Source organism: Elstera sp. (assembly GCF_044372965.1).
Taxonomy (GTDB): domain Bacteria; phylum Pseudomonadota; class Alphaproteobacteria; order Elsterales; family Elsteraceae; genus Elstera.
Genome location: NZ_JBILQX010000017.1, coordinates 21,146 through 37,719, shown reverse-complemented (window position 1 = coordinate 37,719; position 16,574 = coordinate 21,146). Strand labels below are relative to the sequence as shown.

Below are 16,574 nucleotides of genomic sequence, written 5' to 3'. Positions count from 1 at the left end.
CTTGAGACGCGAGAAGGTAGTTGCGCCGAAGCCGCCGCCGAAGCCCATCGCCGTCTTTCGGCGCTGCTGCGCTTCGAGCATACCGCCCCGGTGGTGGCGCAGCAGATGAGCGGCATTCCCTCGCCCGCCCCGCTGTATGCGGCGCTGCTCAACTATCGGCACGCCCGCCGCCTGGCCGACGACGCGGCGCTAACGCTACCCGGCTTGACCGACCTCGGCGGGGAGGAGCGCTCCCATTATCCGCTGATGCTCGCCGTCGATGACTTCGGCGATGATCTGCGCCTGACCACGCATCTGCGCGCCCCCATCGCCCCCGAACTGTTCACCGGCATGGCCTTGGCGGCGCTCAACGCGCTGACCGATGCGCTGCTAACCGAGCCGGATCGGCCCATTGCCACGCTCGATTGCCTACCGCCGTCCCTCTGGGACCAAGTGCGCGGCGAGCCCATCGCCGCGCCGCTCGGCGATACGCTCGCGGACCGATTGGCGGCAACGGCGCTCAGCGCGGCGGAGCGGACGGCCATTATCGCGCCGGACGGCAGCTTGACCTACGCGGCCCTGCACGCCAAAGCCGACCGGCTGGCCCGACGTCTAATCGGCCTTGGCGTCGCCCCCGACCAGCGGGTTGCCCTCAGTTTCCGGCGCGGGTGCGATGTGATCGTCGCCCTCCTCGCGGTTTGGAAAGCGGGCGGCGCTTATGTGCCGCTCGACCCCGAGTATCCCGCCGCCCGCCTTGCCCATTGCCTGCGCGATTCCGCCCCCATGGTGGTGCTCAGTCATCGCCCGGCAGCGGAGGCTGTGACGGCGGCGGTGCGCGATGCCGGGGGAGCGCTGCCAATCCTCTGGCTCGACGATCCCGAAGCCGAGGGCCTGCCCGACACCCCCTTGCCCGCGCGCCCCGCTGCGCCGGAGGATTTGGCCTATGTGATCTACACCTCCGGTTCGACCGGCCTGCCCAAGGGCGTGATGGTTCCCCAGCGCGGCGTGCTCGCCCTGCTCGATTGGGCTATCCAGCGCTTCGGGCTGCGGCCTGAAGATCGGTGCCTGACCGTCACCTCGGTGAGCTTCGATATTTCGGTTCTGGAAATCGTCGCGCCGCTGCTCGTAGGGGCGACGCTGATTGTTGCGCCGCAGGATTATAGCGCCCCCGGCGTTCTTCCGGGCGTCATCCAAAGCCAGCGTGTAACCGTGGCGCAAATGGTACCCACCGCGCTGCGCCTGCTGCTGGACGAACCGGATGCGCTCGCCTGCCGCAGCCTGCGCGCCCTACTGTGCGGCGGCGAAGCCATGCCCCCGGCCCTGGTTCGCTTGGCGCGTAACCGTCTGCCGGTGGCGCGGCTTTTCAATCTTTACGGGCCGACCGAAACGACCATCTGGTCTTTCTGCTACGCCTGCACGGTCGAAGAAGCGCCCGTGCCGATTGGTCTGCCGATTACCGGAACGCGCGCCTATCTGCTCGATCCGGCGGGAAACCCGGTCCCGCCCGGAGCCGTGGGTGAAATTGCTATCGGCGGGCACGGGGTAGCGCGCGGCTACCTTAATCGCCCAGACCTGACGGAAGAGCGCTTTCGTCCCGCCCCCCTTCACCCAACCGAGCGCCTCTATTTGACCGGCGATCTCGGGCGGGTGCGCCCGGATGGGGCTTGGGAGTTTCTGGGTCGCCAGGATTTTCAGGTCAAACTGCGGGGATTCCGACTGGAGCTTGGCGAAATCGAAGCGCGGCTCGCCGCCTTTCCGGGGGTTCGCGCCGCCGCTGTTCGCCTGCTGCCCGATGCCTCCGGCGAGCCGCGCCTCGTTGCCACAATCGCGGCCCCAGAGCCGGTTTCGCTTCCGGCGCTTCAGAGTTTTCTGGCGGAAACGCTGCCGCCCTACATGCGTCCAAACCTGATCCAGCAGCTTTCGGCGCTGCCCGTTACCCCGAACGGCAAAATCGACCGAACGGCGCTACCGATGCCCGAGGCGGGAGGGTTAGAGCGCCGGGCTTACGTGCCGCCGGAAACGCCCATTGAACAGGCCATTGCGGCGATTTGGGCGGAAGTCTTGGGCGTGGAGACGGTTGGTCTGACCGATTCTTTCTTCGATCTCGGCGGTCATTCCCTGCTGGCGACCCGCATTCTGGTGCGCCTGCGCGACCTGCTGGGGGTCGATCTGCGGCTGCGGGATCTGTTCGACCATCCCACAGTCGGCGGCCTCACCGCCTTCCTGTTTGCCAGCGCCGATTTTTCGGACGCGGTCTAAGAATTTTCTGAGGATTGAGTATGTCGCTTCCCCCCAAAGCCGCCGCCCAAATGACCCCCGCCGAGTTTCTCGCGCGCCGGAAAGCCAGCGGCCTGCGCCCGCTTCCGCGCGGGGGGGAGGAAGCGCCCCTGTCGTTTGCCCAGGAACGGCTTTGGTTTTTGACCCAGTTGGACGGGGCTGGGGAAGCCTATCATCTGCCGCTGATCGTTAAACTGAGCGGGCCGCTCGACCGGGAGGCGCTCGCCCGCGCGCTCGGCGTGATCGTGGATCGGCACGAGCCGTTGCGGGCACGCTTTGCCTCGGAAACCGGGCAGCCGGTTTTGCGCATCGCCCCGCCGGGCCACCCGGTTCCGCTGCCCATGACCGAGCTGACCGATGCGGGGGCGCTAACCGCCGCGATTCGGGCAGAAGTCGATGCCCCCTTCGATCTTGCCGCCGGGCCGATGTTGCGGGCGCGGCTGTTTAAAACCGGGCCGGAGGATCATCATTTGGTCCTCACCCTCCACCATATCGCCACCGATGGCTGGTCCACCGCTATTCTGGTTCGGGAATTGGGGGCGGCCTATGGGACGCTGGTTGCAGGGGGCACGCCCGATCTTCCCGCCCTGCCCATCGCCTATGCCGATTTCGCCGCGTGGCAGCGCAGCCAACGGCAAGAACCGCGCTTCGACCGGCAAATGGCCTTCTGGGAGACCCTGTTGAAGGGCGCCCCCGACCGGCTCGATCTCGCAACCGACCGCCCCCGCCCGCCGACGCAAAGTTTCGCCGGGGCGTGGGAACCGTTTAGCCTGGACGCGGCCCTAACCGCCGATCTAAAGACCCTCAGCCGCCGCGTCGGCGGAACGGTCTTTTCCGTCCTTCTGGCCGCGTGGGGGCTGGTGTTGCACCGGTTTTCGGGCCAGGAGCGGCCTGTCGTCGGCATGCCCGTGGCGAACCGGACCCGCAGCGAGGTCGAGGGGTTGATCGGCTTTTTCGCCAATACCCTCGCCCTGCGCCTCCCGATCAGTGAAACCGCGACCCTGACCGAGGTTTTGCAGCAAACCCGCGATTTGCTTCTTGATGCCCAGGACCATCAGGAGGTGCCGTTCGAACAGGTGATCGAACGGCTCAATCCGCCGCGCAGCCTGGCCTATCCGCCGCTGTTTCAGACGATGATTTCCTGGCAGAGCGCCGAACGCCCCGCCGTAAGCCTCGCCGGGCTTGCGGCGGAAATTCTGCCGCCGCCGATGAGTGTGGCGAAATATGATCTGACGCTTGAGTTAGCGGAAACGGCGAGCGGCACCATCGCGGGCGGGATTGAGTATGCGACCGCTCTGTTCGATCCGGCGACGATCCGGCGTTTCCACGCGGCCTTCGTCCAAAGCCTGCGCGCGCTGGTCGAACAGCCCGAAGCGCCTGTGGGGGCCGTTCCACTGCTGAGCGCGGCGGAGGCGGCGCGGGCCTGGGCGGCGGGGCAAGGCCCAGTCGCTCCGCTACCCGAGGGGGTTTGGGGCGTTCATCAGCTTTTCGAGCGGCACGCCACCCAGACACCCAACGCCCCCGCCCTGATTTGGCGCGATGAACGCTGGAGCTATGAGCGGCTGAACCGCGCCGCGAATCGGCTGGCGTATCGGCTGATGGCCGCAGGCGTGGGGGCCGAGGCGCGGGTAGGGCTTTGTCTTCTGCCGGGGCCAATCCGGGTCGCCGCCGTTCTGGCGGTTTTGAAAGCGGGCGGCGCGTTCGTGCCGCTCGATCCGGCCTATCCGCCCGCGCGGCTGCGCTTCCTGCTCACCGATAGCGCGCCGACCTGCCTGATTGGGACGCCGGAGAGCCTCGCGCTGCTGGGAGAAACCGACATCCCCATCGTCGGTACCGAGGAAGGATCGGAGCCCGAGGAGAACCCCGATGGGGCGGCGCGCGGCCTGAACCGGCAAAGCCTTGCCTATCTCCTCTATACCTCCGGCTCAACCGGCACGCCGAAGGGGGTCATGGTCGAACACGGTCAGCTTCTCGCCCTAAGCGCCGCGTGGGCGCAGCGCGACGGGTTTGCCCCGAAACCCTGGCTCCAGATGGCCGGATTTGCCTTCGACGTGTTTACTGCCGACTGGGTCCGCGCGCTCACCAGCGGCGGCAGTCTTATCCTCTGCGACCGCGACCACCTGCTCGATCCCCCCGCCCTGTATGGGCTGATGCGCCGCGAGAGCGTGGCCTATGCCGATTTCGTTCCGGCCCTGCTCGATACGCTGCTGCTGCACCTGGAGCGGCACGGCGGCGACTTGGGTTTTCTGGAGACGGTCTTCTGCGGATCGGACCGCTGGTCGCTCGCCAGTGCCCGCCGCCTGCGTGCCCTCGCGGGGCCCGCAGTGCGCATCGTCCATGCCTATGGCGTGACCGAAGCGACCATCGATAGTTGCGGTTTTACGCTCCCCACCGATCTCGCAGCCCTCGCGGCCCTGCCCATCGGGGAACCGTTGCCGAATACCAGCGCGCTTATTCTCGACCGCGCGGGCCAGCCGGTGCCGATGGGGGTTGCCGGAGAACTCTACCTCGGTGGGGCCGGGGTGGCGCGTGGCTATTGGCGGCGGGATGATCTGACGGCGGAGCGCTTCGTCACCCTACCCCAAGGCCGCTTTTATCGGTCGGGCGATTTGGCGCGCGCAACCCCGGCGGGGCTGGAATTCCTGGGCCGGGCCGATTCCCAGGTGAAGATTCGCGGACAGCGGGTCGAACTTGGGGAAATCGAGGCGGCGCTGAACCGCTGCGCTGGCGTTGCCGAAAGCCTCGTCGTCGCCCACGGCGGGCCGGACACGCCCCAGCTTATTGCCTATCTCCGGGCGACCGATCCGAGCCTTGATCCGGCAACCCTGGCCCCAGCCTTGGCGGCGCATCTGCCCGAGGCGATGATTCCGGCGGGGTTCGTGATCCTGGACCGCTTCCCGCTCACGCCCAACGGCAAGATCGACCGGGCCGCCCTGCCTGCGCCGACAATCCTTCCCCGCCAAGGCACGCCGTTCGTGCTCCCCGAAGGCCCTATAGAAACCGACTTGGCGGCGCTTTGGGCCAAGCTGCTCAACCGCGCCCCCATCGGTCGCCAAGATCATTTTTTCGAAAGCGGCGGTCACTCCCTGCTCGCGGTGCGGCTTGCGGCGGAAATCGGCCAGCGGTTCAGTATCAGCCTATCGCCAGCGGTTATTTTTGAAGCGCCCCGGCTTGCTGACCTTGCGGAACGGATCGCCGCCGCAAGCCGCCCCGCCTTGCCGCCGATTCAGCCCGCCCCGCGCGACAGGCCGATTCCGCTCTCGCCAGCGCAGGCCCGGCTGTGGTTTCTTGCCCGGCTCGATGGCGGCGAGGCCACCTACAATATGCCGCTCGCCCTTGCTATCGCGGGGCTGCTGAACCGCCCGGCCCTCGCCCGCGCGCTCGACCGGATCGCCGATCGCCACGAGGCGTTGCGGACCCGGTTCATTGAAATTGATGGGGTGCCCCATCAAGATATTCTGCCGCCTGGCCTGGGTTTTCCGCTGACCTGCGCCGCCGCCGAGGGACTCACCGAGACCGAGTGCCGCGCGCGCCTGGCCGCCGACGCGGTCCGCGCCTTTGATCTGACGCGTGCGCCGCTGGCGCGCGGCGTGCTGCTGACGCGGGGGGCCGAGTCCCACTGGCTGCTTCTAACCCTGCATCATGCCATTTCGGACGGCTGGTCGATGGGCGTTTTCGCCCGCGAGTTGGCGGACCTCTACCGCGCCTTTGCCGACGAGCAGGCAGACCCGCTCCCGCCGTTGGCGCTTCAGCCCGCCGATGTCACGATCTGGCAGCAGACCCATCTCACCGCCGAGGCGCTGGCGGAGGACGCCGCCTATTGGCGCACCCGCTTGGCGGAGGTGCCGCCGTTGCTAACGCTTCCGACCGACGCTCCGCGCCCGGCGAAGCAGGATTTTAAGGGCGGACTGATTCGGTTCGAAGTTCCGGCGGAAACGCTCACCGCCCTCAAGACCCTCACCCATCGCACCGAAACTAGCCTGTTCATGGCGCTGCTGACCGCGTGGGCGGCGGTTCTCGGGCGGCTGTCCGGTCAAGAAACCCTCGTGATCGGCGCGCCGACCGCCAACCGCCCGCAGGCCGAGCTTGAGGGGGTGATTGGCTTTTTCGTCAATACCCTCGCGCTGCGGTTCGATCTGGCCGAGGCGACAAGCCTGCTCGACCTGCTGCGCCAGACCCGCGCCACGGTGCTTGCGGCCCAGAAGCATCAGGCCCTGCCCTTCGATACAATCGTGGAGCAAGTGAACCCGCCGCGCAGTTTGAGCCATACGCCGATTTTCCAAACAATGCTGACCTGGGAGGACGAGGGCAGCGCCAGCCTGCCCCTCCCAGGGCTCACCGTTACCCCCCTCACGCTTCCCCATCACAGCGCTAAGTTCGATCTGCTGCTGACGCTGCGCGAAGAGGGCGGGCGCTTGGTTGGCGGGCTGGAGTTCGCAACGGCCCTTTTCGAAGCGGCGACCGCCCAGCGGTTCGAGCGCTATTTTCAGCGAGCGCTCCGCCAGCTTGCCGAAAGCCCGGAAACGGCCCTGGCATCGCTCGATCTTTTGGGCGCGCGCGACCGCACCCAGATTTTAACCGCCTGGAACCCGCCCCCGCCAGCGCGGGCGTTTATATCGGTGCCCGACCGCCTGACCGCCCGCGCGGCAGCAACCCCGGCGGCCCCAGCGCTGCGCTTTCAGGGCGAAGATATGTCCTATGGGCGCTTGGAGGCCGAGGCCAATCGGCTGGCCCATCGCCTGATCGCCGCCAATCTGCCCCTGGGCGCGCCGGTCGGCCTGTGCCTGCCGCGCGGATTTTCGATGGTCGTCGCCGTTCTGGCGGTTCTCAAAGCGGGCGGGGCCTGCCTGCCGCTCGATCCCGATTATCCGGCCGCCCGGCTGGCAGTGATGATCGGCGAGGCGCAGCCGCCGCTGATTCTGACTGAAACCGAGCTCGCCGAGCGTCTCCCGCCCGCCGTGCCCCGGCTGTGTCTCGACGCGCTGCCGCCCGCCGCGATGCCCGAAAGCGCGCCCGCCATGGCGCTTGCACCGGAGGGGCTGGCCTATCTTCTCTATACCTCGGGCTCGACCGGCGTTCCGAAGGGCGTTGCGCAAAGCCATCGGCTCTTGAGCCATCTTGTCGATTGGCAAGCGGCGCAAACGACGCCCGCCCCCCGGCGCGTGCTTCAGTTCGCCTCGCTGAACTTCGACGTCGCCTTCCAAGAAATCGTTACAACCCTTTGCACGGGCGCAACCCTCGTGCTGCTGCCGACCGAAACCCGGCGCGATTTGGCGGCGCTGGGGCCGTTCATCGTGGCGGAGAGGATCGAGCGGGCCTTTCTGCCCTTCGCGGTTCTCAGCCAAATGGCGGCCCTGGGACTTGAGCGTCCCGCCGCATCCGGCGCTGCCTGCGAGGTGATTACCGCCGGGGAAGCCGTTCAGGTTTCGGACGCGCTGCGCGCCTTTCTGCGCAGCCTCGGCGGGCGCTATTTTTATAATCAGTACGGCCCAACCGAAACCCATGTGGCGACCCAGCATCGGCTGGATCTGACTGAGGCCGACGCTTGGCCGGTTCATCCGCCGATTGGCGGCCCGGTCGATTTCGCGCAGGTCTATCTGCTGACCGAAACCCTAACGCCCGTGCCGGTCGGCGGAGTTGGGGAGATTTACATTGGCGGCGCGGGGGTTGCGCTGGGCTACTACGGCCAACCCGCCTTAACGGCAGAGCGCTTCATCGCCAATCCGTTTGGGCTGGGGCACTTGTATAGGTCGGGCGACCTGGGCCGCTATCGCGCCGATGGCGGGATTGAGTTCCTGGGCCGGGGCGATCAGCAGGTCAAATGGCGCGGGTTCCGCATCGAGACCGGCGATATTGAGGCGGCGTTAAGGGCTCTGCCCGGCGTGGCCGATGCTGCCGTCGTGCTGCGCGACGCGGGGGACGGCACCCGCCAGCTTGTCGCCTATCTCGTCGGCCCGACCGACCCCGCACACCTGCGCCCGGCGCTCGCCGCCCGGCTTCCCGATTATATGCTCCCGAGCCATTGGGTCGCCCTGCCCCAGCTTCCGCTCACCCCCAACGGCAAGCTCGACCGCCGCGCCCTGCCCGCGCCGCAAGCCCCCGCCATCGAAACCTACCGCGCACCGGAAACGCCCGACGAACAGGCGCTCGCGCCGATCTGGGCCACAATCCTGAAACTGCCGCGCGTTGGGCGGGACGATAACTTCTTTGATCTCGGCGGCCATTCGCTGCTGGCGACCCGCTTGATCCACGCCATCAATCAGACGCTGAAAACCCATCTGTCGCTGTCGGCCCTGTTCGAGAACCCGACCGTCGCGCAGTTGGCCACCAAGCTTGCGGCAGCAAGCGCCGTTACAAACGAAGAGGCGGCACTGCCGGTCATCACCCCCGCCCCGGCGGACCGCTTCGCCCCCTTCCCCCTCACGGACATTCAAGAAGCCTATTGGGTGGGCCGGGCCGAGGGCTTGGCTTTGGGCGGCGTGAGCGCCCATGCCTATGATGAAATCCGCCTTTCGAGTTTCGATCCCGCGCGCTTTCAAACCGCGCTCCAACGGCTTATTGACCGCCACGATGGTCTGAAAACCATTTTCCGCAGCGACGGCACCCAGCAGGTTCTGGCGGACCTGCCGCCCTATCGCCTGCCGGTCGATGATTTCAGCGCGCTCGATAGCGCTTCTGCCGAAACGGCCTTGCGCGAAACGCGCGCCCGCATGTCCCATCAAATGCTCGATGCGGCCCGCTGGCCCTTGTTCGAGTTCCGCGTCTCGCTACTGCCATCGGGTCACGCGCATCTGCACATCAGCCTGGATGCGCTCATCGTCGATGCCGCCAGTACGCAAATCCTGGCCCATGAGCTTGTGCATTTCTACACGCAGCCCGATGCGCCGCTGCCGCCGCTTGGCCTGACTTTCCGCGATTACGTGCTGGCCGAACAGGCACTGCGCGCGGGTCCGGCCTATCGGCGGGCGCTGCGCTATTGGCAGGAAAGGCTCGCCCATCTGCCGCCCGCGCCCGATCTGCCGCTCGCCCGCGCGCCGGAAACGATTACGGTGCCGACTTTCACCCGCCGCGACCGCCAGATTCCCGCCGCCGCGTGGTCGGCCTTGAAAGATCAGGCGAAGCGCCAAGGGGTGACGGCATCGGTTTTGCTCCTCACCGCTTATGCGCAAGTGCTGGCCATTTGGAGCCGCGCGCCGCGCTTTACGCTCACGCTACCCCTGTTCAACCGCCTGCCGCTACACCCGGACGTGGGCGGAATCATGGGGGATTTCACCTCCATCGTGCTGCTGGAGGTCGATTACCGCAGCGATCACAGTTTCCGCAGCAATGCCCGCGCTCTGCAAGCGCAGCTTTGGCGCGATATGGATCATGCCGCCGTCAGCGGCGTGCGGGTTGTGCGCGAACTGGCCCGCGTGCGCGGCGAGCAGCAAACGGCGCTGCCCATCGTTTTCAACAGCACCTTGATCGAGATGGGGCCGGGCGGCGCGGACATTAGCCTTACCGAGGCGCTAGGGGCTGAGCCGGTCCATACCATCACGCAAACCCCGCAGGTTTGGATCGATCATACGATTCTCGAAATCAACGGGGTCTTGGAGTTCAACTGGGATTCCATCGATGCCCTGTTCCCCGATGGGCTAACCGAGGCGATGTTCGCGGCCTACTGCCGCTTGCTGGATCAATTGGCCGCGCCTGAGGCTTGGGAAAAAACCGCCGTCGGCCTTCTACCAAACCTCGCCACGCTGCCGCCGCTCCTCCCGCCAACTGAACCCGAGCGCGACCTGCTCCATCGCCTATTCGAGCGCAGCACCGAGCGCACGCCCGATGCGCCCGCGATCCTGCTGGAAACGGGCGCGATCACCTATGCCAGTTTACGGAGCCGCGCGACGCATATCGGGGCACTCCTCCAGCAGTCGGGAGCCCAGCCGGGAACGCTGGTCGCCATTCTGATGCAACCGGGCTGGGAGCAAACCCTCGCCGCCTTGGGGATTCTCTATGCGGGGGCCGCCTATCTGCCGCTCGACCCGGACCTGCCCGAAGAGCGCCTGCGCTATATCCTCGCCCAAACTGATTGCCGAATCGTGCTGTATCAATCCTGGTCGGCGGCGCGCGATAAGATTACCGACCCCACCCTGACGCGGATTGCGGTAGATCGGCTTAGCCCCGATGGGTCGGCGACGCTGACGCCCTTCCCCCATCATGAAACCGACCTCGCCTATGTTATTTTCACCTCGGGATCGACCGGGGTGCCGAAGGGCGTGATGATCGATCACGCGGGCGCAGTGACCACGCTTCTCGATATCAACGCCCGCTTTGGCATAACGGCGGCGGATCGGGTCTTAGCGGTCTCGGCCCTTAGTTTCGATCTGTCCGTTTTCGATATTTTCGGAACCCTGGCCGCCGGGGGGGCGATTGTACCGCTCTCGCCCGCCAGCGCGCGCGATCCGGCCCGCTGGGTAGAGATCATCCAGCAGCAGGGGGTAACGGTGTGGAATTCCGCCCCCGCCCTTGCGTCCTTGCTCACCGAATATGCCGAAGGCGTCGGCACCGCTGCCCTGCGCGGCCTGCGGGTCGTGATGATGTCGGGCGATTGGATTCCCGTGACCCTGCCGGACCGCCTGCGCGCCCTCGCGCCTGGAGCCGCGCTCTATAGCCTGGGCGGGGCAACGGAAGCCTCGATCTGGTCGATCCTTTACCCGATCGATTCCGTCGATCCCGCCTGGCGGTCGATTCCCTATGGCCGGGCGCTGACCCATCAGCGTTTCTATGTGCTCGACGAGGGCCTGAACCAGCGGCCCGACTGGGTGCCGGGGGAATTATTTATCGCCGGGGCCGGGCTGGCGCGCGGCTATTGGCGCGACGCGGTGCAATCAACCGCCCGCTTCTTCCCCCATCCGCACACCGGGGAGCGGCTCTACCGCACCGGTGACCTTGGACGGCGGCGGCCCGACGGCGTGATCGAGTTCCTCGGGCGGATCGACACGCAGGTTAAAGTTCAGGGCTATCGCATCGAATTGGGCGAAATCGAATCGACCCTGGAGCGGCACCCCGAGGTCAAAGCCGCCGTCGCGCGGATTTGGGGCGACGCGCAGGCGGAAAAGCGCTTGGCCGCCTACGTCGTGCTGCATCGCCCGGTCGAGGCCGACGCGCTGCTGGCCCACCTGCGCCAAAGCCTGCCCGCCTATATGGTGCCGAGCAGCCTGACCGTTCTTGATGCCTTGCCGATTTCCCCGAACGGAAAAATCGACAGGAACCGGCTGCCCTCGCCACAAGCTTCGACGGCAGAGGCCGCGTCCCGCCCGCTCACCCCGGCGGAAACCGGCATTCTTGGCCTTATTGCTGGGGTGTTGAAGCTGCCGTCGGTAGCCCCTGCCGATAATCTGCTGACCCTCGGCGCGACCTCCATCGACATCGTCCGCATCGTCAATGCGCTGGCAACGCAAACCGGCTTCCGCCCGCCGCTCGCGGCCCTGATGGCGAAACCCACGGTGCAGGAATTGCTGCGGTTGTTCCGGGAGGCGAACCCGCCGCCGCGCCCTGCCCCCACCGCCGCCAAAGCGCTCGCCCCGCTCGACGATCCCGCCGACCGCGCGGCGTTCAAAGACAAAGCGCTCGGCCTGCGCCGGTTCGCGGGGATGGCCGAGACGCTGGACCTGCCGCCGCCGCCGTTCGACCGCTACCTCGCGTACCGCTCGGTGCGGGCTTTTAAGCCGACGCCGATTCCTTACGCGGATTTGGCCCGCCTGCTCGGCTGCCTTGCCCGCAATTCCCTGGCCGACGCCCCGAAGCATCACTATGCGTCCGCCGGGGGGCTTTATCCGGTCCAAACCTATCTTTATGCCAAGCCCGACCGCGTCACGGGTTTGCCGGGCGGGGCCTATTATTACGATCCGGCCCGCCATCGGCTGATTCCCACCAGCCGGGGTAAGAGCCTGCCCGCCGACGCCTATGATTTCTTCGTCAACCGCCCGGTTTTCGAAGACAGCGGCTTTGCGCTGTTCTTCATCGCCGAACGGGCCGCCATCGAGCCGCTCTATGGCGAGAAGACGCTGGACTTTTGCCATATCGAAGCAGGGTCGATGACCCAGCTTCTCACGATGGTCGCCGCCGATCTCGGGCTTGGCCTGTGCGGCATGGGCTCGGTCGCGCCCGACGCGCTGGGTGCTTTGTTCGACCTCGGGCCGACCCATCAGCCGATTTACGCCATGGTCGGAGGTCTGCGCACCGACGCGCCCCCACCCGCCCCCCTTGTATCTCCAACCGCCGACGCGGACCTGGAGGAGATTGAGCTATGACCGCCGACCAACTTCTCCAGCAGCTTCGTGACCGTTCTGTTGGCCTTTCGGTCGAGGGCGACACGCTGAAATGCAAAGCGCCGCGCGGCGTGCTAACCCCCGATCTTGTGGCGGCAATGCGCGACCATAAGGCGGCGCTGATCGCGCTGTTAGCCGCCGAAACGGCCCTGCCGCCCTCCTACGCGCAGCGGCAGCTTTGGGTGCTCGACCAGAGCGCGCCGGGCAATCCTTCCTATAATAATCCGATTGCCCTACGCTTGACCGGTGCGCTCGACCTTCCGGCGCTGCGGCAAAGCTTGGCCGCGCTGCTTGACCGGCATCGCGTTCTGCGCGCGCGCTTCCCCCTGCGCGCCGGTGAGCCGGTTTACCAGGAGGATGCGGACTGCGGCGACCTGCTGCCCGTGACCGATCTTACCGGGCTTCCCGAGGCCGAGCGCGCGGCGACCGCAAGGGCCGAGGCGGAGCAGGAAGCCCGCACGCCCTTCGATCTGGCGCGCGGCCCGCTGATCCGGGTGCGGCTGCTGCGGCTTCAGCCGACCGACCATATCTGGCTGGTTACGCTGCATCACATCATTGCCGATGGCTGGTCGATCGGGGTGTTTTTCCGGGAGTTGAGCGCGCTCTACGCCGCTTTTTCGGCAGGCGAAGCCGACCCTTTGCCCGCCCTACCGATGAGCTACGCCGATTATATCCGCTGGCAGCAGAAAACGCGCGATGGGGCGGAATTGGACCGTCAGCGCGCCTATTGGCGGGAGGCTCTCGCCGGAGTGCCGCCGGTCCTCGCGCTGCCGACCGAGGGCGCCCGCCCCCCGCTCCAAAGCCATCGCGGGGGCCATGTGAGCGCCCTACTGCCGGAGGCGGCCCAAAGCGCGCTGAAAACCTTGAGCCGGAGTGCGGGCGTGACCGCTTTTCCCGTTCTCATGGCGGCTTTTGCGCTGGTGCTCTGGCGCTATAGCGGCCAGCAAGATTTCTGCATCGGCACCCCCTTCGCCAACCGCCCCCGGCAGGAGCTGGAAGGGCTGATCGGCCATTTCATCAATACGATTGCGATTCGCACCCCCGTCGATCCCGATGTGTCGGCCCTCACTCTCATTGCGCGGGTTCAGACCCAGCTTTTGGCGGCGATGGCGCATCAGGATGTGCCGTTCGAAGCGGTAGTGGAGGCCGTCAACCCGCCGCGCGACGCCAGCTATGCGCCGCTGTTCCAAGTGATGATGATTTACCAGAACACGCCCGGCGGCGGGCTTGCCCTCCCCGGCCTTATCATCGACGCCATCGATACCAGCAGCGCGACGGCGAAGCTTGATTTGACGGTCGAAGTGTTCGAAGCGCCGGAGGGGCTGCGGCTCGGGGTCGAATATGCTCTCGATCTGTTCAGCGAACCGCAAATGCGGGCCTTGATCGGCCATATCGGCCAAGTGCTGATCGGTATGGCGGCGCTTCCCGACGCCCCCGTCCGGGGCGTGACGCTTCTGACCGCCGCCGAAGAGACGCGCTTGCGCGATTTTGGCGGCCCTAGTGCCCCGGCGGTGGACTTTCCGGCCGTCCATCGGCTGATCGAGCGGCAAGCGCTTGCCGCGCCCGAAGCTGACGCGGTGATTTTCACCGGCGGGCGCTGGTCCTATCGCAGGCTCGATGCGCAGGCGAACCAACTGGCGCGGCATCTTCAGCGCTTGAGAATTGGTCGGGGCGCGCGCGTTCTCGTCCTCGCCGACCGCTCGGTCGAACAAATCCTCGCGCTGCTGGCCGTGCTGAAAGCCGGGGCTGCGTTCGTGCCGCTCGATCCGAGCTATCCCGCCGGTCGCCGCGCGCAGATTGAAGCCGACTGCCGGGCGGACTTAACCCTGCTCGGGCCGGGTCAGAGCGCGAGCGGGCCGACACTCGACCTCACCGAGTCCGCCGCCTGGGCCGATTTACCGTCCGCCCCGCTGCCGGACAGCGCCGGACCCGAGGATGCCGCCTATCTTCTCTATACCTCCGGCTCGACCGGCACGCCAAAAGGGGCGCTGCTTCCCCATCGTGGGCTTACCAATCTGCTGGCCTGGAGCAATCGGGCCTTCCCGCTGACGGCCAATGACCGGCTGCTGCAAAAGACCCCTTGCGGGTTTGACGCGGCGATTTGGGAGTTTTTTTGGCCGCTCACCGCTGGCGCAAGCCTGGTTCTCGCCGCGCCAGATGCGCATTTCGACCCGGTTGCCCTGGTTGAAACCGTGCAGCGAGAAGAGATTACGCTTATCCAGTTCGTCCCGACGCTTCTACAAGCTTTCTTGGATGTACCGGACGCGGCGGCTTGCACCAGCCTGCGGCATATTTTCTGCGGCGGCGGGGTTTTGACACCCGCGCTCCTCGCCCAGTGCCGGGCCGTTCTGCCCCAGGCGCGCGTGCATAATGTCTATGGTCCGACGGAAACCAGCGTCGATTGCATCGCCTGGACCGCGCCGAGTGACGGGACCCTGGACGGAACCATCCCCATCGGGCGGCCCATCGACGGCATGCGCATCCGCCTCCTGAACGGCGACGGGCAGGCGGTTCCGATTGGGGTGGCGGGGGAAATCCATATCGCCGGGCCGGGGGTCGGCCTTGGTTATTTCGGGCGTCCCGATCTCACCGCCGCGCAGTTTTACCCCGACCCAGAGGCCCCCGGCGCGATGGTTTACCGCAGTGGCGATCTAGGCCGCTTCCGCGCCGATGGGCAGATTGAGTTCCTCGGGCGGCGGGATCATCAGGTCAAACTGCGGGGTTTCCGCATCGAATTGGGGGATATCGAGGCCCAAGCCGCCGCGCATCCTTCGGTCGAAACGGCGGTTGCCCTGGTTGCGCCCGGCGAGACGCGCCTTAGCCTATTCTACACAGGACCCGCAACCGCCGACGCACTGCGCGAGCATCTGCTCGACCGGTTGCCGGTCTATATGGTGCCGGATCGGCTGATCTCCCTTGCGCAACTGCCCCTCATGCCGAACGGCAAGATCGACCGCAGTGCGCTCGCGGCGCAGGCCGAGGCCGCGCCCGTCGTCGTCAATCAGGCCAGCCCGCGCGACCAGATCGAATTAACGCTCTACGGCATTTGGAAGACCATTCTGCTGCACCCCGCCATTGGCATTCGGGATAATTTCTTCACCCTCGGCGGCAGTTCGATTGCAGCCATCAAAATGGCCCATGCCATCGAAGCGGCCTTTGGTGTGCGCGTGCCGATTAAGGAGATTTTGCGCCATCCGACCATCGAAGCGCTCGGCGGTTGGGTGCGGGCGGGTGGGCGCGATCCGGGGCCGGAATCGCCCGTGATCCGCCTGCGCGCGGGGGCGGGCGGGCCAACGGTTATCTGCATTCACCCCGCCGGGGGCACGGCCTTCTGCTATCTCGCGCTCGCCAAAGTGCTGCCCGAAAGCTTTGGTGTGTATGGCATTCAATCGGCCGGACTTAATCCGGGGGAAGCGCGGCTGCCGTCCGTGACGGCAATGGCCGAGACCTATCTGACCCTGATTGCCGAACATCTCGATGGGCCGTTGATTCTGACCGGCCTCTCCTTCGGCGGTCTCATCGCCTACGATATGGCGCGGCGCTTGGCGGCGCATGGCAAACGCGACGTTAGTACTGTGTTGCTCGACACCCAAGGTACGATGGACGAAGCCCTGCGCCGCAGTATCAGCACGGTCGATCTGCCAGAATTCCGCGCCAAACTGGTGAAATTCAACGGCATGTATCCGGGCATCGACGATGGTCAGATCCAGCGGTATTTCGAGGTCTACAATCATAACCGGCTGACGGTCGGCGACTATGATTTCCCCGATCTGCCGGGGCGGCTGGTGTTCGTTCAGGCCCGCAGCGGCCTGACCCGCGCCGAACTCAAAGATCAGCGCCGCTTTTGGCGGGAGCGCACCCGTGGGGATTACCTGACCAAACTGGTTAAGGGCGACCATTGGGACATGCTGGAGAATGAGGAGATTTTCCGCGTTGCCCGGCTGATGGAACGGGAGGCGCTAAGGATGGCGACCGCCCTCCCCGTTCGGCAGTTGGTGGGGGCCTAGA

3 protein-coding genes are annotated in these 16,574 nt (G+C 66.4%); all 3 read left to right on the top strand.

Annotation, left to right across the window (positions count from 1 at the left end; translation table 11 throughout):
* Positions 1-2,238, top strand: a 2,238-nt coding sequence (locus tag ACIQ36_RS04320) for an amino acid adenylation domain-containing protein (protein WP_395826276.1), incomplete at its 5' end; no start/stop codon positions are given.
* A 20-nt stretch (positions 2,239-2,258) separates the two neighbouring features.
* Positions 2,259-12,548, top strand: a complete 10,290-nt coding sequence (locus tag ACIQ36_RS04315) for an amino acid adenylation domain-containing protein (RefSeq protein WP_395826274.1) — start codon at positions 2,259-2,261, stop codon at positions 12,546-12,548.
* Entirely contained in the window at positions 12,545-16,573 is a 4,029-nt protein-coding gene (locus tag ACIQ36_RS04310) for an amino acid adenylation domain-containing protein (RefSeq protein ID WP_395826272.1), read from the top strand. The genes ACIQ36_RS04315 and ACIQ36_RS04310 overlap by 4 nt, the downstream gene beginning before the upstream one ends.
* Position 16,574 lies beyond the last annotated feature (1 nt).

Excerpts from the sequence above, each read along its gene's own strand:
- ACIQ36_RS04315 (WP_395826274.1), top strand. The coding sequence starts at position 2,259 with ATGTCGCTTCCCCCCAAAGCCGCCGCCCAAATGACCCCCGCCGAGTTT.
- ACIQ36_RS04310 (WP_395826272.1), top strand. The coding sequence starts at position 12,545 with ATGACCGCCGACCAACTTCTCCAGCAGCTTCGTGACCGTTCTGTTGGC.